This is a genomic window from Magnetospirillum sp. UT-4, assembly GCF_902729435.1.
Classification (GTDB): Bacteria; Pseudomonadota; Alphaproteobacteria; order Rhodospirillales; family Magnetospirillaceae; genus Magnetospirillum.
Genome location: NZ_CACVCG010000072.1, coordinates 1 through 21,799 on the forward strand (window position 1 = coordinate 1; position 21,799 = coordinate 21,799).

Sequence of the window (21,799 nt, forward strand, 5' to 3'; positions counted from 1 at the left end):
AATGCGTTGAAATCATTAAAGCCCTCATCCTGAGGAGACCGCGCCAGCGGTCGTCTCGAAGGACGAGGGCGTCCTCGGGCATAGTTTCGCAAAGGTCCCGCAGGCGGGTGAGGGTAATCTGTCTGCTTCGGCCAACATCACCCTGGACGCGGCCGTCACCAAGGGCTCCAGAAGGCAGTCCGAAAATTAAACCGGACAGCCGTGGGTCATGCCCGGCGATGACGAGTGAGGCGGCGGACTGACCTGAACCGAACAGCCGTGGGCGTGACGGTATATTTGGCGACGGAAACCTACTCCACCGCTTCCAGGTCGAACGCCGCCGCCATCAGCGCCTTGGTGTAGGGGGTGGCGGGGGCGTCGAAGACCTGGGCGGCGGGGCCGGATTCCACCACCCGGCCGTCCTTCATCACCACCAGATCGTCGGCCAGCGCGCGGACCACCCGCAGATCGTGGCTGATGAACAGGTAGGCGATGCGGTGGCGGGCCTGCAGCTCGCGCAGCAGATCGACGATCTGCGCCTGCACCGAGACGTCCAGCGCCGAGGTCGGCTCGTCCAGCACGATGAATTTCGGCTTCAGCACCAAGGCGCGGGCGATGGCGATGCGCTGGCGCTGGCCGCCCGAGAATTCGTGGGGATAGCGGTCCTGGGTGTCGGGGTCGAGCCCCACCTCCACCAGCGCCTCGGAGATCAGGCGGCGCCGGTCCGCCGAATCGGCGGCGAGGCGGTGGACCTCGAGGCCTTCGCCGACGATCTGGCCGACCGACAGGCGGGGCGACAGCGAACCGTAGGGATCCTGGAACACCATCTGCATCTGGCGGCGCCGCGGCCGCAGGCGGGCCGGCGGCATGCCGTCGATGGCCTCGCCCTGGAAGATGATGGCGCCCTCGGAGCCGATCAGGCGCAGCAGCGCCAGGCCCAGGGTGGTCTTGCCCGAGCCCGATTCGCCGACCACGCCGACGGTATGGCCCTCGCGCACCGCCACCGAGATGCCGTCCACCGCCTTGATGTGGCCCACCGTGCGGCGCAGGATGCCGGCCTTGATGGGGAACCACACCTTCAGCTGGTCGGCCGCCATCACCACCGGGGCGGCGTCCGCGGGGGCGTTGGGCTTGCCCTTGGGCTCGGCGGCCAGCAGCCGCAGGGTGTAGGGATGCCTGGGGGCGTCGAACACCTCGGCCACCGGGCCGGCCTCGACCACCTCGCCCTGGTTCATGACGCAGACCGTATCGGCCATCTTGCGCACGATCCCCAAATCGTGGGTGATGAACAGCAGCGCCATGCCCAGGCGGCCCTGCAGCTCCTTCAGCAGTTTCAGGATCTGCGCCTGGATGGTGACGTCCAGCGCGGTGGTCGGCTCGTCGGCGATCAGGATGTCGGGCTCGTTGGCCAAGGCCATGGCGATCATCACCCGCTGGCGCTGGCCCCCCGACAATTCATGGGGCAGCGCGCCCAGGCGCTTCTCGGCCTCGGGGATGCCGACCAGGTGCAGCAGCTCCAGCACCCGGGCGCGGCGCTCGGGACCCTTCAGGCCCTTGTGGATCTCCAGCACCTCGCCGACCTGCTTCTCGATGGAATGCAGCGGGTTGAGCGAGGTCATGGGTTCCTGGAACACCATGGCGATGCGGTTGCCGCGCACGCCGCGCAAGGTGGGCTCCGGCGCTCCCACCAGTTCCTGCCCGGCCAGCCGGATGCTGCCCGAGGGGTGCCAGGCCCGGGGATAGGGCAGCAGTTGCAGGACCGACAGCGCGGTCACCGACTTGCCCGAGCCGGACTCGCCCACCAGGGCCAGGGTGCGGCCCCGCTCCAGGGTGAACGAGACGCCGCGGACGGCGCGCACCTCGCCCTCGCCGCGCCCGAACGAGACGGCAAGGTTGGCGACCTCGAGCAGCGGCGGGGTATCCTTCATGGCGTGGTCTCGGTCATGTGGTCTTCCGGGGATCGAAGGCGTCGCGCACCGCCTCGCCGACGAACACCAGCAGCGACAGCAGCGCCGCCAGCACCACGAAGCCGGTGATGCCCAGCCACGGCGCCTGCAGGTTGGCCTTGCCCTGGGACAGCAGCTCGCCCAGCGACGGCGAGCCGGGCGGCAGCCCGAGGCCGAGGAAATCCAGCGCGGTCAGCGAGACGATGGAGCCGTTCAGGATGAACGGCATGAAGGTCAGGGTGGCGACCATGGCGTTGGGCAGCACGTGGCGGGCCATCACCCGGGCGTCGCCCATGCCCAGCGCCTTGGCGGCGCGGACATAGTCGAAGTTGCGGGCGCGCAGGAACTCGGCCCGCACCACCCCGACCAGACTGGTCCACGAGAACAGCACCAGCACCCCCAGCAGCGTCCAGAACCCGGGGGCGATCATGGAGGCGACGATGATCAGGATCAACAGATGCGGCAGCCCGCCCCAGACTTCCAGGAAGCGTTGCCCGACCAGATCGACGCGGCCGCCGAAATAGCCCTGCACCGCCCCGGCGGCGACGCCGATCACGGTGCTGGCCACGGTCAGCGCCAGCCCGAACAGGATCGACAGCCGCAGGCCGTAGATCAGGCGGGCCAGCACGTCGCGGCCCTGGTCGTCGGTGCCCAGCCAGTTCTCGGCCGAGGGCGGGGCCGGATGCGGCCGGGTCACGTCGTAGCCGATGGTGTCGAACGAGAACCGCACCGGCGGCCACAGCGCCCAGCCGTTCTCGGCGATCTTGCCGGCGATGTAGGGATCGCGGTAATCGGCATAGGTCAGGAAGTCGCCGCCGAAGGTGGTCTCGGGATAGTCCTTCAGCACCGGCGCGTAGAGCCGCCCCTGGTAGGACACCAGGATGGGCCGGTCGTTGGCGACCAGCTCGGCGAACAGGGTGAGGAAGAACACCGCCAGGAACAGCCACAGGCTCCGGTATCCCCGCCGGTTGCGGCGGAAGCTGTCGAGGCGGCGGCGGGTGAGGGGGGACAAGCGGGTCATGGGCAAGCCCCCCCTCCCCTTGATGGGGAGGGGGCCTTACCTTTTTGCTCCCCTCCCCTTGATGGGGAGGGGGCCTTACCTTTTTGCTCCCCTCCCCTTGATGGGGAGGGGTCGGGGGTGGGGTGAAGCCGCACACGACCCGGCCGACGCGGTTCTCCCCCCCACCCCAACCCTCCCCCGCAAGGGGGGAGGGAGAGATTGGGGAAAAATCCTCCCCCACCAGGGGGGAGGGAGATTTGAAGAAGTCTCGCCATCACCCCTCCCGCTTGCCGAAGTCGATGCGCGGATCGACGAAGTGGTAGGTCAGGTCGCTGATCAGGTTCAGCACCAGCCCCAGCAGGCTGAACATGTAGAGGGTGCCGAACATCACCGGATAGTCGCGGCTCATCACCGCCTCGAAGCCCAGCAATCCGATGCCGTCGAGCGAGAAGATGATCTCGATCAGGATCGAGCCGGCGAACAGGATGCCCACCAGCGCCGAGGGGAAGCCGGCCACCACCAGCAGCATGGCGTTGCGGAAGACGTGGCCGTAGAGCACCCGGCGCTCGGGCAGGCCCTTGGCCCGGGCGGTGACCACGTACTGCTTGTTGATCTCTTCCAGGAACGAGTTCTTGGTCAGCATGGTGAGCGACGCGAAGCCGCCGATCACCAGGGCGGTGACCGGCAGCGCCAGATGCCAGAAATAGTCGGCGACCTTGCCCAGGGTCGAGAGCTGGTCCCAGTCGGGGCCGGTCAGGCCGCGCAGGGGGAACCACGACAGATAGCGGCCGCCGGCGAACACCACGATCAGCAGGATGGCGAACAGGAAGCCCGGCACCGCATAGCCCACCACCACCGCCCACGAGGTGGCGAGGTCGAAGCTGGACCCGTCGCGCCGGGCCTTGGCGATTCCCAGCGGGATGGAGACCAGGTAGATGATCAGCGTCGTCCACAGCCCCAGCGAGATGGAGACCGGCATCTTCTCGAGCACCAGCCCGGTTACCGAGACGTCGCGGTAGAAGCTTTTGCCGAAGTCGAAGCGCAGGTAATTGCCCATCATCTGGACGAAGCGCTCGTGGGCCGGCTTGTCGAAGCCGAACTGCCTCTCGATGTCCTTGACGAAGGCCGGGTCGAGGCCCTGGGCGCCGCGATAGCTGCCCTGGGCTCCGTCTCGGGGGCGGCTGGCCTGGATGTCGCCGCCGCCGCCGGCAATGCGGCTGGCCGCCTCGCCGGCCTGGCCCTCGATGCGGGCGATCATCTGCTCGACCGGCCCGCCGGGGGCCAGCTGCACCACGATGAAATTGACCAGCATGATGCCGAACAGGGTCAGCGGGATGAGGGCGATGCGGCGGACGGCATAGGCGAACATGGACTAGTTCCCCTTTCCCGCCGGCGCCTTGGCCCACCAGGCGAACAGCTGGTAGCCCTTCATCGGCACGCTGTCGGGCATGCCGAACTTGTCCCAGAAGGCCAGGCGGTCATAGCCCAGATGCCATTGCGGGATGACGTAGTGGTTCCACAGCAGCACCCGGTCCAGCGCCCGGGTGCGGGCGACCAGGGCCTCGCGGTCGGGGGCCGAGATGACCAGCTCCACCAGCCGGTCCACCGCCGGGTTGCGGATGCCGACGAAGTTGCGGCTGCCCGGCTGGTCGGCGGCTTCCGACGACCAGTAGATGGACTGCTCGTTGCCGGGCGACAGCGACTGGCCCCAATTGGCGACGATCATGTCGTAGTCGAAGGCGCGCACCCGGTTGACGTACTGGGTGGGATCGACGGTGCGCACGTCGGCCTCGATGCCCAGCCGCTTCAGGTTGCGCACGAACGGCAGGGTGATGCGCTCGAAGGTGGGCTGGGCCAGCAGGATCTCGAAGCGGAACGGGCGCCCGTCCTTCTGCAGCCTGCCCTCCACCACGCTCCAGCCGGCCGCCTCCAGCAGCGCCATGGCGGCGCGCAGATTGGGGCGGATGTTGCCGGACCCGTCGCTGGCCGGGGCGGCGTAAGGGGTGGTGAACACCTCGGGCGGAAGCTGGGCGCGCAGCGGCTCCAGCACCGCCAGCTCGGCCGCCGACGGCAGGCCCTCGGCCGCCAGCTCCGAGTTGGACCAGTAGGAATTGCTGCGGGTGTACTGGCCGTAGAACAGCTGGCGGTTGGTCCATTCGAAATCGAAGGCATGGGACAGCGCCCGGCGCACCCGGGCATCGGCGAACAGGTCGCGGCGGATGTTGTAGGCGAAGGCCTGCATGCCCTTGGGCATGTGGTCGTCGAAGCGCTGCTGGCGGGCGCGCCCGTCCTTCAGGGCCGGCCAGTCCTGGTAGCCGGTGGCCCATTTCTTGGCCTCGTTCTCGGCGCGGAAATCGTATTCGCCGGCCTTCAGAGCCTCCAGCGCCACCGTGGAATCGCGGTAGAAGTCGTAGCGCACCCGGTCGAAATTGTCGAAGCCGCGCCGCACCGCCAGGTCGCGGCCCCAATAGTCCTTCACCCGCTCGTAGACCACGAAGCGCCCGGGCTCGAACGCGGCGATGCGGTAGGGGCCGCTGCCCAGCGGCGGCTCCAGGGTGGTGGCGGCGAAGTCGCGGCCCTGCCAGTAATGCTTGGGCAGCACCGGCAGCTCGCCCAGGATCAGCGGCAGCTCGCGGTTGTCGCCGGGCTTGAAGGTGAACCTGACGCCGCGCGCCCCCACCTTCTCCGCCGTGGCGACTGCGCCGTAATAGAAGCGGTAATTGGGCGCGCCCTGGCTGCGCAGCACCTCCAGGCTGAAGATGACGTCCTCCGGGATGATCGGGCGTCCGTCGTGCCAGCGCGCCTCGGGCCGCAGGGTGAAGATGACCCACGAGCGGTCGGGCGGGGTCTCGACGGTCTCGGCGATCAGGCCGTACATGCTGAACGGCTCGTCGGCCGACGCGGTCATCAGCGTCTCGAACGGCAGGGCGGCGCCGGACGGCGCCTGGCCCTTGACGATGAAGGGATTGAGATTGTCGAAGGTGCCCTGGTCGGCCAGCTTCAGCTCGCCGCCCTTGGGGGCGTCGGGGTTGACGTAGTCGAAGTGGCGGAAACCCGGGCGGTACTTGAGGTCGCCGTGCATGGCGATGCCGTGCCGCAGTTCCGCCGCGGCGGGCGCGGCGAGCACAAGGGCGGCGAACAGGGCGGCGAGCAGGCGCATGGCGGCGAGTGTGCGGGCTGGCGGCAAATCGGGCAAGCCCCCCAAAAGCGATCCTTGCGCCAAACCGCACCCGTCGTTCCCGCGAAGGCGGGAACCCAGGAGTCGCGGAGACTGTGTCGGTGCACCCCTGGGTCCCCGCCTTAGCGGGGACGACGACTGGTATAGTCAGCCTGCCAAAACCGCCAGGGCTTGGGCGTGCAGGCGGGGGTCGCCGGCGGCGCAGACGGTTCCCCCCGAGTCCATGGTCAGCGTCCGGCCCTGCCAGTCGGTGCAGAGGCCGCCGGCATTCTCGATCACCGGCACCAGGGCGCAGTAATCGTAGGGCTTCAGCCCGGCCTCGGCGACCAGATCGACGAAGCCGGTGGCGAGCAGGGCGTAGGCGTAGCAGTCGCAGCCGTAGCGCGGCAGCTTGACCCGGGCGGCGATGCGGTCCCAGCCCGGCCGCGTGGTTTCGTCGAAATATTCCGGGCCGGTGGTGTAGGCGTAGGCCTTGGCCAGGTCGTCGCAGGGGCGCACCCGCACCGCCTGGCCGTTCAGGGTGGTGGGATGGCCCGCCGCCCCCAGCCAGCGCTCGGCGGTGATGGCCTGGTCGATGATGCCCAGGACCGGCACGCCGTTCCGGCACAAGGCGATCAGGGTGCCGAAGCTGGGCTTGCCGGTGATGAAGGCCTTGGTGCCGTCGATGGGGTCCAGCACCCAGACGTATTCCGCCCCGGTGTTCTCGCTCCCCCATTCCTCGCCCAGGATGCCGTGGCCGGGAAAGGCCTCGCGGATCAGCGCCCGCATGGCCGCCTCGACCTCGCGGTCGGCGATGGTGACCGGCGAGGAATCGGCCTTGTCATCGACCGCCACCGGGGTGCGGAAATACTTGCGGATCACCGGGCGGGCGGAATCGGCCAGGCGGTTCGCCAGGGCGATGAACTCGGGCGGGCAGGCGGTCATGACGGTCCCGGACGTTGGTCTTTCCCGAGTTTGGCGTGATTCCGGCTGGCAGACCAGACCCGAAAGGTGGTTTCCGCGCTCCCCCTCCCGATATAAGCTTTACCCACCCGCCCCAGCCACCCGGAGCCGGCCATGCCCCGCCTCAATCCCGTCATCGTCATTCCGGCCCGCCTGCACGCCACCCGCCTGCCGGGCAAGCCGCTGGCCGACATCAACGGCGAACCGATGATCGTCCAGGTCTGGCGCCGCGCGGTGAAGGCCGGCATCGGCCCGGTGGTGGTGGCCTGCGCCGAGGCCGAGGTGGCGGCGGCGGTGATGGCCCATGGCGGCAACGCGGTGATGACCGACCCCGACCATCCCTCGGGCTCGGACCGGGTGTGGGAGGCGCTGGAGCGGGTCGACCCCGAACGCCAGTTCGGCGCCGTGGTCAACGTCCAGGGCGATCTGCCGACGCTGGACCCCCTGGTCATCCGCGCGGTGTTCGAGCCGCTGGCCCACCGCGGCGTCGACATCGCCACCCTGGTGGCCGAGATCAGCCGCGACGAGGAACGCACCAACCCCAACGTGGTCAAGGCGGTGGTGGGCTTCGCCGAGGGGGCGCGGGTCGGCCGCGCGCTTTACTTCACCCGCGCCACCGCGCCGTGGGGCGAGGGGCCGCTCTATCACCACATCGGCCTCTACGCCTACCGGCGCGAGGCGCTGCAGCGTTTCGTCGGCCTGCCCCAGGGGGTGCTGGAGAAGCGCGAGAAGCTGGAGCAGCTGCGCGCCCTGGAGAACGGCATGCGCATCGACGCCGCCTTGGTTGACACCGTTCCGCTGGGTGTCGATACTCCCGCCGACCTCGAACGGGCACGCGAGCTTTTGGCGACGACCTAGAAATCCGCCAGTCGCCGAACCTCACCCTGAGGAGGCCGCGCCAGCGGCCATCTCGAAGGGCGAGGGTCGCCGCACCACCGCCTTCGCTCCGCCTCGTCCTTCGAGACGCGCCCCCGACGGGGGCGCTCCTCAGGATGAGGCTACTCTGACCGCAGGCCCGCTGACCCGACCATGACCGACCAGACCGATTCCGCCAATTCCCCCGACCCGGCCAATTCCATCGCCTTCCAGGGCATGCCCGGGGCCTATTCGCACCAGGCCTGCCGCACCGCCTTCGCGTCCATGACGCCGCTGCCCTGCGACACCTTCGAGGACGCCTTCGCCGCGGTGCGCGAGGGCCGCGCCCGCTATGCCATGATCCCCATCGACAATTCGGTGGCGGGTCGGGTGGCCGACGTCCATCACCTGATGCCCTATGCCGGGCTGCACATCGTCGCCGAGCACTTCCAGCGCATCAACCACCACCTGCTGGCCATCCCCGGCGCCACCATCGAAAATCTCAAGACGGTGGAAAGCCACGTCCACGCCCTGGGCCAGTGCCGCGCCTTCCTGCGCGGGCTGCACCTCAAGGCGGTGGTGGCCGCCGACACCGCTGGCGCCGCCGCCGACATCGCCCGGCGCCAGGACCCCACCGTCGCCGCCATCGCCTCGGAGCTGGCGGCCGAGGCCTATGGCCTGGTCAGCTTGCGCGCCAATATCGAGGACGCCGCCCACAACACCACCCGCTTCGTGGTGCTGGCCCGCGAGGCGGTGGAGCCCAACCCCAATTCCCCCTGCGTCACCACCTTCGTGTTCCGCACCAAGAACCGGCCGGCGGCGCTGTACAAGGCGCTGGGCGGCTTCGCCACCAACGGCGTCAACATGACCAAGCTGGAAAGCTACATGGTCGAGGGCGAGTTCGCCGCCACCGAGTTCTATGCCGACGTCGAGGCCCACCCGGCCCAGCGCGGCCTGCGCCTGGCGCTGGAAGAGCTGGAATTCTTCAGCCACCGGGTGCGCATCCTGGGCATCTACCCCGCCCACCCCTTCCGCCTGGCGCAGCGGGCGGCGGGAGAGTAGGAGGTCTTATTCCCCCCAGATCCCGCTGACCACCGCCGCCACCCCCAGCAGCATCAGCAGCCCGCCCGAGACGTGGTTGAACAGGCGCATGCGTTCGGGGGTGAAGCGGGCGCGCGCCAGGATGGTGATCTCGGTCAGCACCGCCCACCACAGCGCCGAGCCGGCGAACACCCCGGCCACCAATTGCCAGGTCTCGGACATCCCCACCGGCTGCGCCGCCGCGCCCATGGCGGCGAACACCCCGGTCACCCCCAGCATGGTGCCGGGGTTGGAGATGGTGATCAGGAAGGTGGCGGCGAAATCCCTGGCCAGGCCGGGGCCGTGCCCGCTGGCCGGTTCCATGGCGAAGGCGGCGGCGCGCCAGGTGTGGACGCCGAGCGCCAGCATGAACGCTCCGCCGCCCAGCTTCAGCCACAGGCCGTGACCATCGACGAATTGCGACACCACCCCCAGGCCGAGGGCGACCACGGCGCCGAACACGGTGTCGGCCAGCGCCGCGCCCAGCCCCGCCATCCAGGCGGCGAGACGGCCATCGGCCAGGGCCTTGCGGATGCACATCAGCCCGACCGGCCCGATGGGCGCCGCGATGGCGAAACCGATGGCGACGCCACGAAGGGTGATAAGGCCGTCCAACGGCGGGACCCCGTGCTGTTTTGCCGGCAGGTAACCAGAAAGGGGAGGGTAAGGGCAAGATGTTAGGTTCACCCCGATCGTCGTCCCCGCGCAGGCGGGGACCCAGGGAGTGCACCACCCGAGCGGCCGCGACTCCTGGGTTCCCGCCTGCGCGGGGACGACGGATTTACATGACGGCTGCCGCCTCGAACCGGCGCGACGGCGCCGCCAGTTGGTCCTGCGCCGCCACCAGCGCCAGCTCGCGGCGGCCGGCCGCCAGGGTGGCCTCGAGCACGGCCCAGGTGGACGACACCGCCTCGGCCAGCGCCCGGGGCGGCTCGGCGCCCCGCAGCACCCGATCCAGCAGCAGCGCCGCCAGCAGATCGCCGGCGCCGTTGACCGCCTCGGGGAAATCCAGCCGCGGCGTCTCCACCGCCCAGGCGCCCTCGGCGGTGATGGCGGCGCAGACGATGCCGTCGGCGCCGGGCAGGCTGGTCGCCACCACCAGTTTCGGTCCGCGCGCCAGCACCCGGCGGGCGGCGGCGACGGCATCGGCCATGGTGGCGACGCTGCGCCCGGCCAGCAGCTCCAGCTCGAAGCGGTTGGGGGTGACGATGTCGGCCGAGGCCACCGCCGGGCCGGCCAGCAGCTCGGGGATGCCGGGACCCACATACAGGCGGCCGTCATCGCCCATCACCGGATCGCACAGATAGGGGGCGCTCCGGTCGGCGGCCTTGACCCGGGCCACCGCCGCCAGCATGGCCTCGCCGCTGGCGGCCTGGCCGAGATAGCCCGACAGCGCCGCCCGGCAGCCGGCCAGCACGCCGCCGGCATCCAGCCCCTCCAGCACCTCGGCCACATGGGCGGGGTCATGGCTGCGCCCCGCCCATACCGGATGGCCGGGATGGTTGGAGAACTGCACGGTATCGACCGCCACCACCTCGTGACCCAGGCGCTGCAGCGCGAACACCGCCGCCGAATTGCCCACATGGCCCCAGGCGACCGCCGACTGGATGGATAGAATCGTCATGGTCCGGGCAGCTTGCGCGATATTTTGCTGCAGTGCAACCTTGCCTGCGTTTCCGGTTGTTGCTAGGGTCGCTGCCTGACTGGTATGGCCCACACTTTCTGGGAGGCTGCCGCCATGACCGCCATCACCCGCCCGCGCCGCAGCGTGCTCTACATGCCCGGCTCCAACGCCCGGGCGCTGGAGAAGGCGCGCACTCTCGCCGCCGACGGGCTGATCCTCGACCTCGAGGATTCCGTCGCCCCCGACGCCAAGGAGCTCGCCCGCGCCCAGGTGTGCGACGCGGTCCGGGCCGGCGGCTATGGCGGACGCGAGCTGCTGGTGCGGGTCAACGGCCTCGCCACCCCGTGGGGCCAGGCCGACATCGCCGCCGCCGCCGCCTCGGGCGCCCACGCCATCCTGATCCCCAAGGTGGAAAGCGCCGACGCGGTGCGCCAGGTCGAGGCCGTCATGGACTCCGCCGGGGCGCCGGCCGACATGGCCATCTGGTGCATGATGGAGACCCCGCGCGGCATCCTGAAGGCCGAGGAGATCGCGCTGTCCAGCCGCCGCCTGGGCGGCTTCGTCATGGGCACCTCGGACCTGGCCAAGGACCTGCACTGCCTGCACACCCCCATGCGCCTGCCCATGGTGACCTCGCTGTCGCTGTGCCTGCTGGCGGCCCGCGCCCATGGGCTGGCCATCCTCGACGGCGTCTACCTGGACCTCAACGACGACGAGGGTTTCGCCGCCGCCTGCCGCCAGGGCCTGGAGATGGGCTTCGACGGCAAGACCCTGATCCATCCCAAGACCGTCGATACCGCCAACGCCGTCTTCGCCCCCTCGGCCGCCGAGATCCAATGGTCGAAGACCATCATCGCCGCCCACGCCGAGGCCTCGGCCCAGGCCAAGGGCGTGGTGGTGGTCGATGGCAAGCTGATCGAGAACCTGCACGTCGAGAACGCCCGGCGCATCGTCGCCCTGGCCGACCAGATCGCCGCGCTGGAAGCGGCGCCGCGGTAAGGATTCACCACAGAGGCACAGAGGCACAGAGGTGTCGTGCCGGGTGGACACACGACGCCCCAATGGCGGGAATGAGGTCCATACGGGTCGTTCTGGTCGTTACCTCTGTGTCTCTGTGCCTCTGTGGTTAACCATAATCGAGGAAGACATGACCAAGACCAACGCCGGCAACTTCTTCGAGGATTTCCGCCTCGGCCAGGAGATCCGCCACGCCACCCCGCGCACCGTGACCAGCGGCGACGTCGCCCTTTACACCGCCCTCTACGGCCCGCGCTTCGCCTTCACCTCGTCGGCCGAGTTCGCCCGCGCGCAAGGCATGGCCGACGCGCCGCTGGACGATCTCGCCGCCTTCCACGTGGTGTTCGGCAAGACCGTGCCCGATGTCAGCCTCAATGCGGTGGCCAATCTGGGCTATGCCGGCGGACGCTTCGGCGCCCCGGTCTTCCCCGGCGACACGCTGACCACCACCTCGACGGTGATCGGCCTGAAGGAGAATTCCAACAAGCAGACCGGCGTCGTCTATGTCCGCTCCACCGGCACCAACCAGCGGGGCGCGATGGTGGTGGAGTACGTGCGCTGGGTGATGGTGCGGAAGCGCGACGCCAGCGCCGTCATCGCCGGTGAGACCGTGCCCGAGCTGCCCGGCTCGGTCGCCGCCGCCGATCTGGTGGTGCCGGCCGGCCTGACCGGCAAGGGCTACGACACCGTGCTGGCCGGCAGTCCGCATCTGTGGGACGACTACCAGCCGGGCGAGAGGATCGACCACGTGGACGGCACCACCATCGAGGAAGCCGAGCACATGATGGCGACCCGGTTGTGGCAGAACACCGCCAAGGTCCATTTCAACCAGCATACCGAGGGCCAGGGCCGCTTCGGCCGCCGGCTGATCTACGGCGGCCACATCATCTCCATCGCCCGCGCCCTGTCGTTCAACGGGCTCGGCAACGCCTTCAAGATCGCCGCCATCAACGGCGGCCGCCACACCAACCCCACCTTCGCCGGCGACACCATCTATGCCTGGTCGGAAGTGCTGGAGAAGACCGACCTGCCCGGCCGCAGCGACCTCGGCGCGCTCCGCCTGCGCCTGGTCGCCCTGAAGAACCAACCCGCCGCCGCCTTCCCCCTGAAGGCCGAGAACGGCAAGGACTTCGACTCGGCGGTGGTGCTTGACTTCGACTACACGGTGCTGATGCCGCGCCGGGGGTAATGCGGAAGGGCGAGGGGACTCGGCCCCCTCGCGCTCCCCGCCGGTTTGACGGGGAGGACGGCGGCGGCCATAATTCCTCCACATACGCCACTCCCGGAGCCTCGGCGATGATCACCTCCTTCAGGGTCCAGAGCTATCGACAGTTCGCCGATCTTGAGGTGAATGGGCTCAAGCGCATTAACCTGATCGTCGGTGACAATGGCGTCGGCAAGACAAGCTTGCTGGAGGCGCTGTGGCTTTGCGTTTCTGGCAGCAACCGGCTTGATGTTGTCCTGGATATATTGTCTTCACGCGGAGAAATTTTTCGACGCGGTATTCATATCGAGCATCCAGACGACACTAGACGGTCTCCTTTTGCGACATTGTTTTCTAATGCGATAGATGGTTGCGAAAATGTTTACGCCTCTTTTCTTAAGGCATCAGCAAGCGCGGACAATTACGAGCTTATACTTATAGAAATTGACCTAGAGGAGTTTTCCTCCGGCAAGGTGCGTTTTACGGCTGGGGACGAGGACAAGGACACACTCCGGAAATTTGAGTTTGGTCACGATGCCTTTGATTTTTCAGAGCGTCAATTTTCTTGCAAGCGCGGTGATAATGTTTTTGTTCCTGCGGCCGGGCTTGACCAAAAGGCGTCTATCGACTTTTGGGAGAGAATTTCATTAACAGATGTAGAAGATGACGTCGAAGCCGCTTTGAGAGCGTTTGTGCCGGATTTGTTGAGGTTATCACTGATTGCCGGCAGGCCGGTCGCGCGGCTCAAGGGGGCGGCGACGCCGGTCCCGCTCAAGCGACTCGGCGAAGGCGTTAGCCGCGCCTTCGCCCTGATGGCCGCCATGGCCAATGCCCGCAACGGAGTGTTGCTGATTGATGAGATTGAGGTCGGCCTCCATCGCACCACGCTTGCGAAGCTTTGGCCGTTTCTGTTCGAGGCTGCCAAGCGACTGAATGTTCAGGTCTTCGCTACCACCCATTCCTGGGATTGCATCGCCGCTTTCGCGGCGGCCGCCAAGGCGACCCCCGAAGACGACGGCTCTCTAGTGCGGTTGGAAGAGCAGGGCGACAGGATCGTCGCGATTTATTACGACGAGCGCCAACTCGCTGCCGCCACCGAGCACGGCATCGAGGTGCGCTGATGGTCTTACCGCAAAAAGACGACCCGAATTTTCTGATGGTCGAGGGGCCGGACGACAAGGGCGTCTGCGTTGCGTTCCTCCTGCGATGCAACCTGCGCGCTTGCGTCCACGCCGAAGACGGATACGAGGCCCTGCGCGAGACCATCGAGCCTCGGTTGATGGTCAAGGGACGCCGCGCCTTGGGCGTCGTCGTCGATGCTGATGAATCTCTGGCCGCACGCTGGCGGTCGCTGCAGGATGCGGTGGCTCCACTAGGCTATGCGCTTCCCGAACAGCCCGAACCGGCGGGAACCGTCATCGAAATGGAAGGGCGACCCCGCCTCGGCATTTGGCTCATGCCCGACAATACCCTCAACGGCATGCTCGAGGACTTCGTCGCCGTTCTGGTTCCGAACGGCGACAGCCTCTTCCCACGCGCCGGGGCGGCGGTCGGCGCCATCCCGGCACCCGAGCGGCAGTTCAAGGATGCCCATCTGCCGAAGGCCCACATCCATACCTGGCTGGCCTGGCAGGCCGAACCCGGCCGTCCCATGGGGCAGGCCATCACCAAGCGGTTCCTGGACGGCGACTGCGCCGAAGCCGCCCGATTCGCCGACTGGCTCCGGCGCCTGTTCGGCTGAGCGGCCGGGGTGGCACGCCGCCCACCCTGTGCCGCAGCCCACGGTTTCCGGGGCTTTTTCGGCGGCTCCGCACAGGGCCGCGAAACGCGGGTGGGGCGCCCTTCGGCCACCCCCATCCCAACGGGTAGGGAAACCCACAAATTCCCTGCCAGAAAGTGTGGCATCCGTTCGTTGACTCGGTGCTTCGTTACCGTTAAACCTCTGTTGCATCGCCGCAAAGCGGGCGCCCGCCCGCCTAACCGATCGAGGGCAAAGGCCATGAGCACGCGCAGCCGCCCGCTGTCTCCGCACCTGCAAATCTATCGCCTGCCGCTGCTGGCGATCATGTCCATCACCCACCGCGTCACCGGCGTCGCCCTGGTGGCCGGGCTGTTCGTGCTGGCGTGGTGGCTGGGCTGCGCTGCCGCCGGACCCGAGTCCTTCGCCTTCGCGCAGGACCTGGTCGGATCGTGGATCGGCCGTCTGGCGCTGTTCGGCTGGTCGGTGGCGCTGTTCTTCCATCTCGGCCACGGCGTGCGCCATCTGCTGTGGGAGACCGGCTGGGGCTTCGATCTGCCCGACGCCTATGCCTCGGCCTATGTCTCGCTGGGCGTCACCGCCGGGCTGACCGTCGCCGCCTGGGGCGCGGCGCTGCTGTTCTAGGGAGAATCAGATGACGCTCCGTACCCCCTTGGGCCGCGCCCGCGGCCTCGGTTCCGCCAAGGAGGGCGTCGGCCACGCCTGGGCGACCATCGTCACCGCCGTCGCGCTGGTGCCGCTGTCGCTGTGGTTCGTGGTGTCGCTGATCGGCCTTCAGGGCGCCGGTCACGCGGCCTTCGTCGCCTGGGCCGGCAGCACCGTCAACGCCTCGCTGCTGATCCTGACCGTGCTGATGGTGCTGCACCACGCCCAGCTGGGCATCCAGATGGTGGTCGAGGACTACGTCCACAACGCCGCCGGAAAGTACATCGCGCTGATCGGCTCGAAGCTGGTCGCCGCGTTCCTTGCCGTCTTCATGACGGTGTCGATCCTCAAAGTCGCCGTCGGAGGCTGAACCCATGGCCGCCTACAAGATCATCGACCATACCTACGACGTGGTCGTCGTCGGCGCCGGCGGCGCCGGCCTGCGCGCCACCATGGGCATGGGCGTCGCCGGGTTCAAGACCGCCTGCATCACCAAGGTCTTCCCCACCCGCTCGCACACCGTGGCGGCGCAGGGCGGCATCGGCGCCTCGCTGGGCAACATGGCCGAGGACAATTGGAAGTGGCACATGTACGACACCGTCAAGGGGTCGGACTGGCTGGGCGACCAGGACGCCATCGAGTACATGTGCCGCGAGGCGGTGCCGGCGGTCTACGAGCTCGAGCATTTCGGCGTGCCGTTCTCGCGCACCGACGAGGGCAAGATCTACCAGCGCCCGTTCGGCGGCCACATGTCCAATTACGGCGAGAAGCCGGTGCAGCGCGCCTGCGCGGCGGCCGACCGCACCGGGCATGCCATCCTGCACACCCTGTATCAGCAGTGCCTGAAGCATTCCTGCGAGTTCTTCGTGGAGTACTTCGCCCTCGACCTGATCATGGATGCCGACGGCGCCTGCCGCGGCGTCATGGCCTGGAACCTGGACGACGGCGCCCTGCACCGCTTCCGCGCCCACAAGGTGGTGCTGGCCTCGGGCGGCTACGGCCGCGCCTATTTCAGCTGCACCTCGGCCCACACCTGCACCGGCGACGGCCACGGCATGGTGGCGCGGGCCGGCCTGCCGCTGCAGGACATGGAATTCGTGCAGTTCCATCCCACCGGCATCTACGGCTCGGGCTGCCTGATCACCGAGGGCGCCCGTGGCGAGGGCGGCATCCTCTACAATTCGGCCGGCGAGCGCTTCATGGAGCGCTACGCCCCCACCGCCAAGGACCTGGCCTCGCGCGACGTGGTGTCGCGCGCCATGACCATGGAGATCCGCGAAGGGCGCGGCGTCGGCAAGGACAAGGACCACATCCACCTGGACCTCAGCCACCTGCCGCCCGAGACCCTGGAGCTGCGTCTGCCCGGCATCTCGGAGACCGCCAAGATCTTCGCCGGCGTCGACGTGACGCGCGAGCCGATCCCGGTGCTGCCGACGGTGCACTACAACATGGGCGGCATCCCCACCAACATCCACGGCGAGGTGCTGCGCCCGGTCGCCGGCAACCCCGACGCCACCGTGCCCGGCCTGATGGCCATCGGCGAGGCGGCCTGCGTGTCGGTGCACGGCGCCAACCGCCTGGGCACCAACTCGCTGCTCGACATCGTGGTGTTCGGCCGCGCCGCCGCCCTGCACTGCCAGGCCACCATGAAGCCGGGCCAGCCCCACGCGCCGCTGCCGGCCGGGGCCGGCGACGGCGCGGTGGCCCGCTTCGACCGCCTGCGCAACGCCTCGGGCACCCTGCACACCAGCGACATCCGCCTGGCCATGCAGAAGACCATGCAGATGGACGCGGCGGTGTTCCGCACCTCCAAGTCGCTGGCCGACGGCGTGTCGAAGATGTACGAGGTGGCCGAGACCAAGGGCAAGCTCAAGATCAACGACCGCTCGACGGTGTGGAACTCGGACCTGGTCGAGGCCCTGGAGCTGGAGAACCTGATGGATTGCGCCCTGGCCACCATCGTCTCGGCCGAGGCGCGCAAGGAAAGCCGCGGCGCCCACGCCCACGAGGATCATCCCGAGCGCGACGACGCCAACTGGATGAAGCACAGCCTGGCCTGGGTCGAGAACGGCAAGGTGCGGCTGGACTACCGGCCGGTGCACACCTGGACGCTGACCGACGAGGTCCAGTACATCGAGCCCAAGAAGCGCGTGTATTGACCGGGGGGAAGGAGTAAGGAACGATGGTCGAATTCGCCCTGCCCGCCAATTCCCGCGTCCAGCCCGGCAAGCTGTTCAAGGCACCCGCCGGCGCCGACAAGGTGCGGACCTTCAAGATCTATCGCTACGACCCGGATTCGGGCGCCAACCCGCGCCTGGACAGCTACGAGGTCGATATCGGCCATTGCGGCCCGATGGTCCTGGACGCGCTGCTGAAGATCAAGAACGAGATCGATTCGACGCTGACCTTCCGCCGCTCGTGCCGCGAGGGCATCTGCGGCTCGTGCGCCATGAACATCGACGGCACCAACACCCTGGCCTGCCTCAAGCCCATCGAGGACGTCAAGGGCGACATCCGCATCTATCCGCTGCCGCACATGCCGGTGGTCAAGGATCTGGTGGCCGATCTCACCCTGCCCTACGCCCAGCTCGCCTCGGTCAAGCCGTGGATGCAGACCCAGTCGCCCACCCCGCCCGACGGCGAGCGGCTGCAAAGCCCCGCCGAGCGCGAGAAGCTGGACGGCATGTGGGAGTGCATCCTGTGCTTCTGCTGCCAGACCAGCTGCCCCAGCTACTGGTGGAACGCGGAACGCTATCTCGGCCCGGCGGTGCTGCTGCAGGCGGCGCGCTGGATCATGGACAGCCGCGACGAGATGACCGGCGAGCGCCTGGACGCCCTCGAGGACCCGTTCAAGCTCTATCGCTGCCACACCATCATGAACTGCACCCGCACCTGCCCCAAGGGCCTCAACCCGGCCAAGGCCATCGGCGCCATCAAGGAGCGGCTGATCGAACGGCGCGGCTGAGCGGCGGCGCACCGAACAAGGGACCCGCCGGCTGCCGGCGGGTCCTTTTTTCATTCCTCGAAGTGCTGGCCCCAGGTGGTGGGCGACAGATTGAAGTCGCTGCCGGTGGGATAGGGCGCCGCCGGCGGCGGGCCGTCCAGCGGCAGCGGCCAGGCCGGCATCGGCGGCTTGCCGGCGATGTCGGCGGGGTTGATCAGGGCGCCGGGGGCCTCCTGCACCGCCTCGGCGGCCGGAGGCGGTGCCGCGGCACCCGGGGCGGCGGCCCCCGGGGCGGCGGGTTGGCCCGGCTTGCCGCCGGTACGCTTGCGCCAGGCGGCGACCGCCGACTTGTTGGTCGGGTTGATGTAGCGGCCCTTCTCGTCGACCATGCCCGGGACATAGCACGCGAAGGTGGCGCGGTGCGGCGAGACCATCCGGCACTGCCAGCGATCGATCTTGGCATTCGACGCCTGGAAGCCGTGGGCGCCGCACGATTGCGCCGCCAGCTCCTCGACCTCGGCCCAGGGGGTGCTGTCACTGTAGCAGATGCCGACCTCCCCCGACTTGGCCACCTGGTCCACCGGCTTCTCGATCAGAAACGAGATGCCGTGATCGACGAACGGGTCCTCGGCGCAGCCGGCCAGCATCAGGGCGGCAAGGAGCATCAGGGCGGAGCGGGTGCGGGACATGGGGGCGGCCTTCCGAGGCGTCGGCTGGTCCCTGTTTATCCCAGCCACGCCCCGAGGGAAAGAGGGCGCGGGAAATAGGTGGCGCCATCCCCCGTTGTCGGGGCTGCGCCGCTGCGCTAGAGTTCACATTCCTATCGGGTGGGAAGGAGCAGTTACATGTCCACGGGTGCCAAATTCCGGCTGGTCACGCGCAGCGATTTCGACGGCCTGGTCTGTGCCGTGCTGCTGAAGCAGCTGGGCATCATCGACGACATCAAGTTCGTGCATCCCAAGGACATGCAGGACGGGCTGGTGGACATCGGTGCCAACGACATCACCACCAACCTGCCCTATGTGGACGGCGTCCACATGGCCTTCGACCACCACCTGTCCGAGACCATCCGGGTGGGCAAGAAGGACAACCACATCATCGACGCCGACGCCCCCTCGGCAGCCCGCGTGGTCTACGATTACTACGGCGGCGCGGTGCGCTTCCCGGCGGCCTGGGACAAGATGATGGAAGAGGTCGACAAGGCCGATTCCGCGCAGTACTCGCTGGACGACATCCTGTCGCCCACCGGCTGGACCCTGCTCAACTACATCATGGACGCGCGCACCGGCCTGGGCCGCTTCCGCGAGTTCCGCATCTCCAACTACCAGTTGATGATGAACCTCATCGACTATTGCCGGAACCACACCATCGAGGAAATCCTGCTGCTCCCCGACGTGAAGGAGCGCACCGACCTCTATTTCGAGCACGAGGACCGCTTCAAGGAGCAGGTGACCCGCTGCACCACCGTGCACAAGAACCTGGTGGTGCTGGACCTGCGCAACGAAGAGACCATCTTCGCCGGCAACCGCTTCATGATCTATGCCCTGCACCCCGAGTGCAACATCTCCATCCACGTGCTGTGGGGCGTCAAGCAGCAGAACACGGTGTTCGCCATCGGCCGGTCCATCGTCAACCGCAGCTCGAAGACCAATGTGGGTGCGCTGTGCCTGTCCTATGGCGGCGGCGGTCACGAGAAGGCGGGCACCTGCCAGGTCGCCAACGACACCGTCGAGGCCACGCTGGCCGAGATCGTCGCCAAGATCAACGCCGACGGCTGACAGGCCTGGGGTGGAGCGGGAGCAACAGTCCCGCTCGAGCCGCCATTGAGGCGGCGGCCAAGCGGGCGGATGCCCGCGCCCGGCGAGGGCTATGCAAGAAATCGGGGCGTGGGAGAAATCCCGCGCCCCATTCGTTCGGGCGGGGCTTTTCCACCGCCCGGGCTTCGGCTATGTTGCACCGCGATGTCGGACGGACCCCTCTTCGCCTATCGCGAGCTGCTGGCCTCGGGCGCGCTCAAGCCCGATCCCGCCCAGCACCTGGCGGCGGAAAAGCTGCAGAGCCTGCACAAGGCCCTGGCCGGCTATCGCCCGGCCATGGGCGAGACCGGCTGGCTGAAGCGCTTCGGCTTCGGCGCCAGGGGCCGCCAGGGGCTGGACTGGACCCCCGGCGACGCCCAGACCACTGCGCCCCGGCAAGGGCTCTACATCTACGGCGATGTGGGGCGCGGCAAGTCCATGCTGATGGACCTGTTCCACGCCGCCGCCACCATCCCGGCCAAGCGGCGCGTGCATTTCCATGAGTTCATGCGCGACATCCACGCCGAGATCCACCGCTGGCGCCAGGCCGCCCACCGGGCCGAGGCCGACCCCATCCCCAAGCTGGCCCGCACCATCGCCGCCGAGGCGTGGCTGCTGTGCCTGGACGAATTGCAGGTCACCGACATCGCCGACGCCATGATCGTCGGGCGGCTGTTCGAGGCGCTGCTGGAGGACGGCGTGGTGGTGGTGCTGACCTCCAACCGGCCGCCCCGCGACCTTTATAAGGACGGCCTGCAGCGCGAGCGCTTCCTGCCCTTCATCGACCTCATCGAGCGGCGCTTCGACCTGCTGGAACTGGGCTCGGCCCAGGATTACCGGCTGGGCCGCAAGCGCGGCCTGAAGGTCTACCACGCCCCCCTGGGTCCCCAGGCCGAGGCGGCGCTGGACCACGCCTTCGCCCGCCTGACCGAGGGCGCCGTGCCGGCCCCGGCCGCCATCGCCGTCAACGGCCGCAGCGTGACCGTGCCGCTGGCCGCCGCCGGAATCGCCCGCTTCGACTTCCGCCAGCTCTGCGCCACCGCGCTGGGTCCCAGCGACTATCTGGAACTGGCCACCCTCTACCACACCCTGATCCTGTCCGGGGTGCCGCTGCTGGGCCCCGACAACAAGGACGAAGCCCGCCGCTTCGTCACCCTGGTCGATGCCCTCTACGAGCACAAGGTCACCCTGATCTGCTCCGCCGCCGCCCCCCCGGAGGCCCTCTACCCCACCGGCATCGGCGCCTTCGAATTCCAGCGCACGGTTTCACGCCTGATGGAGATGCAGGCCGAGGATTACGTGACCAAGGGGCATGTGGGGTGAAGTGATGTTCAGTTGACGGTCCTGTCCCGCTTGGGAACGTCGTAATAAGCAATATCGAAGTAATTCCTAAGAAACTCTTCGTCAATTTTGCTTCTTGTTGGAACTGTCAGCACCAGTTTACATGGGCCAGAGGAGAAAGAATGCATTTTATGACTCAAACTTGGCATGTCGTTGAAGGCGTGTGGCTTTGCTTTTTTCAAAAAACTTAGCATTGATTGGTCTATATTTAAAGAAGAAAGCGATTGTGTATAGGAATTTGTAATGCGAACAAAAAAATTACCATTCTCGATTTTTTCTGTGATGAGAAAATATGCGGCAGTGCGGGTATTGGGCTCATTAACATAGCACGGCGGGGCGGATTTATCTTTTTTTGTTGGGCCGATTTGGCCAATTAATTGGCCAATTTTTTTATTTTGTTCGTCTATATCTTTTTTTAATTTTTCTATTTCTGACTGCGCGGCGCTTTTCCCTTCTTGGTCTATTTTGCCCATTTCAGTCGCGCTCTTT

Annotated in this window: 21 protein-coding genes; 12 read left to right on the plus strand and 9 right to left on the minus strand. The window is 67.7% G+C overall.

Going from position 1 to position 21,799, the window contains the following annotated elements; genetic code table 11:
- Window positions 1-290 precede the first annotated feature (290 nt).
- The 5 genes from MTBUT4_RS11305 to hisN form a co-directional block, all read right to left on the minus strand.
- Window positions 291-1,907: an ABC transporter ATP-binding protein gene (locus MTBUT4_RS11305; RefSeq protein WP_173979803.1), complete on the minus strand. Its 1,617-nt coding sequence runs from the start codon at window positions 1,905-1,907 to the stop codon at window positions 291-293.
- A gap of 13 nt (window positions 1,908-1,920) precedes the next feature.
- A complete protein-coding gene (locus tag MTBUT4_RS11310; protein ID WP_173979804.1) occupies window positions 1,921-2,946 on the minus strand; it encodes an ABC transporter permease in 1,026 nt (341 codons plus the stop codon).
- A 253-nt stretch (window positions 2,947-3,199) separates the two neighbouring features.
- Complete coding sequence (locus MTBUT4_RS11315; RefSeq protein ID WP_173979805.1) at window positions 3,200-4,294, minus strand: microcin C ABC transporter permease YejB; 1,095 nt, start codon at window positions 4,292-4,294, stop codon at window positions 3,200-3,202.
- A 3-nt stretch (window positions 4,295-4,297) separates the two neighbouring features.
- A complete protein-coding gene (locus MTBUT4_RS11320) occupies window positions 4,298-6,085 on the minus strand; it encodes an extracellular solute-binding protein (protein WP_173979823.1) in 1,788 nt (595 codons plus the stop codon).
- A gap of 165 nt (window positions 6,086-6,250) precedes the next feature.
- Window positions 6,251-7,027, minus strand: a complete 777-nt coding sequence (gene hisN, locus MTBUT4_RS11325) for a histidinol-phosphatase (protein WP_173979806.1) — start codon at window positions 7,025-7,027, stop codon at window positions 6,251-6,253.
- A gap of 132 nt (window positions 7,028-7,159) precedes the next feature.
- Between hisN and MTBUT4_RS11330 the strand changes: the two genes are divergently transcribed.
- A complete protein-coding gene (locus MTBUT4_RS11330) occupies window positions 7,160-7,903 on the plus strand; it encodes a 3-deoxy-manno-octulosonate cytidylyltransferase (RefSeq protein WP_173979807.1) in 744 nt (247 codons plus the stop codon).
- Window positions 7,904-8,074: 171 nt separating this feature from the next.
- A complete protein-coding gene (locus MTBUT4_RS11335) occupies window positions 8,075-8,962 on the plus strand; it encodes a prephenate dehydratase (RefSeq protein WP_173979808.1) in 888 nt (295 codons plus the stop codon).
- A 6-nt stretch (window positions 8,963-8,968) separates the two neighbouring features.
- Here the strand turns inward: MTBUT4_RS11335 and MTBUT4_RS11340 are convergent, their stop codons facing one another.
- Both MTBUT4_RS11340 and pdxY read right to left on the minus strand, forming a co-directional pair.
- Window positions 8,969-9,595 carry a LysE family translocator gene (locus tag MTBUT4_RS11340; protein WP_173979809.1) on the minus strand — a complete coding sequence of 209 codons (627 nt, stop codon included), beginning with the start codon at window positions 9,593-9,595 and terminating at the stop codon, window positions 8,969-8,971.
- 166 nt (window positions 9,596-9,761) lie between these two features.
- Window positions 9,762-10,604 carry a pyridoxal kinase PdxY gene (gene pdxY / locus MTBUT4_RS11345; RefSeq protein WP_173979810.1) on the minus strand — a complete coding sequence of 281 codons (843 nt, stop codon included), beginning with the start codon at window positions 10,602-10,604 and terminating at the stop codon, window positions 9,762-9,764.
- Between the two features lie 114 nt (window positions 10,605-10,718).
- Between pdxY and MTBUT4_RS11350 the strand changes: the two genes are divergently transcribed.
- From MTBUT4_RS11350 to MTBUT4_RS11385, 8 genes are all read left to right on the plus strand, one after another.
- Window positions 10,719-11,603: a CoA ester lyase gene (locus tag MTBUT4_RS11350; RefSeq protein WP_173979811.1), complete on the plus strand. Its 885-nt coding sequence runs from the start codon at window positions 10,719-10,721 to the stop codon at window positions 11,601-11,603.
- 148 nt (window positions 11,604-11,751) lie between these two features.
- A complete protein-coding gene (locus tag MTBUT4_RS11355) occupies window positions 11,752-12,810 on the plus strand; it encodes a MaoC family dehydratase (protein WP_173979812.1) in 1,059 nt (352 codons plus the stop codon).
- Between the two features lie 107 nt (window positions 12,811-12,917).
- Window positions 12,918-13,946 carry an ATP/GTP-binding protein gene (locus MTBUT4_RS11360; protein WP_173979813.1) on the plus strand — a complete coding sequence of 343 codons (1,029 nt, stop codon included), beginning with the start codon at window positions 12,918-12,920 and terminating at the stop codon, window positions 13,944-13,946.
- Window positions 13,946-14,566, plus strand: coding sequence for a DUF3226 domain-containing protein (locus MTBUT4_RS11365; RefSeq protein ID WP_173979814.1), 621 nt, complete (start codon window positions 13,946-13,948; stop codon window positions 14,564-14,566). The genes MTBUT4_RS11360 and MTBUT4_RS11365 overlap by 1 nt, the downstream gene beginning before the upstream one ends.
- Window positions 14,567-14,824: 258 nt before the next feature.
- Window positions 14,825-15,208, plus strand: a complete 384-nt coding sequence (gene sdhC, locus MTBUT4_RS11370; protein ID WP_173979815.1) for a succinate dehydrogenase, cytochrome b556 subunit — start codon at window positions 14,825-14,827, stop codon at window positions 15,206-15,208.
- Window positions 15,209-15,218: 10 nt separating this feature from the next.
- Window positions 15,219-15,599: a succinate dehydrogenase, hydrophobic membrane anchor protein gene (gene sdhD, locus MTBUT4_RS11375; protein ID WP_173979816.1), complete on the plus strand. Its 381-nt coding sequence runs from the start codon at window positions 15,219-15,221 to the stop codon at window positions 15,597-15,599.
- Window positions 15,600-15,603: 4 nt separating this feature from the next.
- Window positions 15,604-17,388, plus strand: a complete 1,785-nt coding sequence (gene sdhA / locus MTBUT4_RS11380) for a succinate dehydrogenase flavoprotein subunit (RefSeq protein ID WP_173979817.1) — start codon at window positions 15,604-15,606, stop codon at window positions 17,386-17,388.
- A gap of 23 nt (window positions 17,389-17,411) precedes the next feature.
- On the plus strand, window positions 17,412-18,194 hold the full coding sequence (locus tag MTBUT4_RS11385; RefSeq protein ID WP_173979818.1) for a succinate dehydrogenase iron-sulfur subunit: 783 nt from the start codon (window positions 17,412-17,414) through the stop codon (window positions 18,192-18,194).
- Between the two features lie 50 nt (window positions 18,195-18,244).
- Here the strand turns inward: MTBUT4_RS11385 and MTBUT4_RS11390 are convergent, their stop codons facing one another.
- On the minus strand, window positions 18,245-18,862 hold the full coding sequence (locus MTBUT4_RS11390; protein ID WP_173979819.1) for a hypothetical protein: 618 nt from the start codon (window positions 18,860-18,862) through the stop codon (window positions 18,245-18,247).
- Between the two features lie 156 nt (window positions 18,863-19,018).
- Between MTBUT4_RS11390 and MTBUT4_RS11395 the strand changes: the two genes are divergently transcribed.
- A complete protein-coding gene (locus MTBUT4_RS11395; protein WP_173979820.1) occupies window positions 19,019-19,951 on the plus strand; it encodes an exopolyphosphatase in 933 nt (310 codons plus the stop codon).
- Window positions 19,952-20,134: 183 nt separating this feature from the next.
- The gene (gene zapE, locus MTBUT4_RS11400; protein ID WP_173979821.1) at window positions 20,135-21,292 is read left to right on the plus strand and encodes a cell division protein ZapE; all 1,158 of its coding nucleotides are present in this window, start codon (window positions 20,135-20,137) and stop codon (window positions 21,290-21,292) included.
- Between the two features lie 8 nt (window positions 21,293-21,300).
- Here the strand turns inward: zapE and MTBUT4_RS11405 are convergent.
- A partial coding sequence (locus tag MTBUT4_RS11405) for a hypothetical protein (RefSeq protein WP_173979822.1) occupies window positions 21,301-21,799 on the minus strand: 499 nt, incomplete at its 5' end.

What these genes read in the sequence shown, in the direction of transcription:
- sdhC (WP_173979815.1), top strand. Translation starts at nt 14,825, where the DNA reads ATGAGCACGCGCAGCCGCCCGCTGTCTCCGCACCTGCAAATCTATCGC.
- MTBUT4_RS11390 (WP_173979819.1), bottom strand. Translation starts at nt 18,862, where the DNA reads ATGTCCCGCACCCGCTCCGCCCTGATGCTCCTTGCCGCCCTGATGCTG.
- hisN (WP_173979806.1), bottom strand. Translation starts at nt 7,027, where the DNA reads ATGACCGCCTGCCCGCCCGAGTTCATCGCCCTGGCGAACCGCCTGGCC.
- pdxY (WP_173979810.1), bottom strand. Translation starts at nt 10,604, where the DNA reads ATGACGATTCTATCCATCCAGTCGGCGGTCGCCTGGGGCCATGTGGGC.
- sdhD (WP_173979816.1), top strand. Translation starts at nt 15,219, where the DNA reads ATGACGCTCCGTACCCCCTTGGGCCGCGCCCGCGGCCTCGGTTCCGCC.
- MTBUT4_RS11365 (WP_173979814.1), top strand. Translation starts at nt 13,946, where the DNA reads ATGGTCTTACCGCAAAAAGACGACCCGAATTTTCTGATGGTCGAGGGG.
- MTBUT4_RS11305 (WP_173979803.1), bottom strand. Translation starts at nt 1,907, where the DNA reads ATGAAGGATACCCCGCCGCTGCTCGAGGTCGCCAACCTTGCCGTCTCG.
- MTBUT4_RS11335 (WP_173979808.1), top strand. Translation starts at nt 8,075, where the DNA reads ATGACCGACCAGACCGATTCCGCCAATTCCCCCGACCCGGCCAATTCC.
- MTBUT4_RS11310 (WP_173979804.1), bottom strand. Translation starts at nt 2,946, where the DNA reads ATGACCCGCTTGTCCCCCCTCACCCGCCGCCGCCTCGACAGCTTCCGC.
- MTBUT4_RS11360 (WP_173979813.1), top strand. Translation starts at nt 12,918, where the DNA reads ATGATCACCTCCTTCAGGGTCCAGAGCTATCGACAGTTCGCCGATCTT.
- MTBUT4_RS11315 (WP_173979805.1), bottom strand. Translation starts at nt 4,294, where the DNA reads ATGTTCGCCTATGCCGTCCGCCGCATCGCCCTCATCCCGCTGACCCTG.
- MTBUT4_RS11330 (WP_173979807.1), top strand. Translation starts at nt 7,160, where the DNA reads ATGCCCCGCCTCAATCCCGTCATCGTCATTCCGGCCCGCCTGCACGCC.
- MTBUT4_RS11320 (WP_173979823.1), bottom strand. Translation starts at nt 6,085, where the DNA reads ATGCGCCTGCTCGCCGCCCTGTTCGCCGCCCTTGTGCTCGCCGCGCCC.
- MTBUT4_RS11350 (WP_173979811.1), top strand. Translation starts at nt 10,719, where the DNA reads ATGACCGCCATCACCCGCCCGCGCCGCAGCGTGCTCTACATGCCCGGC.
- MTBUT4_RS11385 (WP_173979818.1), top strand. Translation starts at nt 17,412, where the DNA reads ATGGTCGAATTCGCCCTGCCCGCCAATTCCCGCGTCCAGCCCGGCAAG.
- MTBUT4_RS11355 (WP_173979812.1), top strand. Translation starts at nt 11,752, where the DNA reads ATGACCAAGACCAACGCCGGCAACTTCTTCGAGGATTTCCGCCTCGGC.
- zapE (WP_173979821.1), top strand. Translation starts at nt 20,135, where the DNA reads ATGTCGGACGGACCCCTCTTCGCCTATCGCGAGCTGCTGGCCTCGGGC.
- MTBUT4_RS11395 (WP_173979820.1), top strand. Translation starts at nt 19,019, where the DNA reads ATGTCCACGGGTGCCAAATTCCGGCTGGTCACGCGCAGCGATTTCGAC.
- sdhA (WP_173979817.1), top strand. Translation starts at nt 15,604, where the DNA reads ATGGCCGCCTACAAGATCATCGACCATACCTACGACGTGGTCGTCGTC.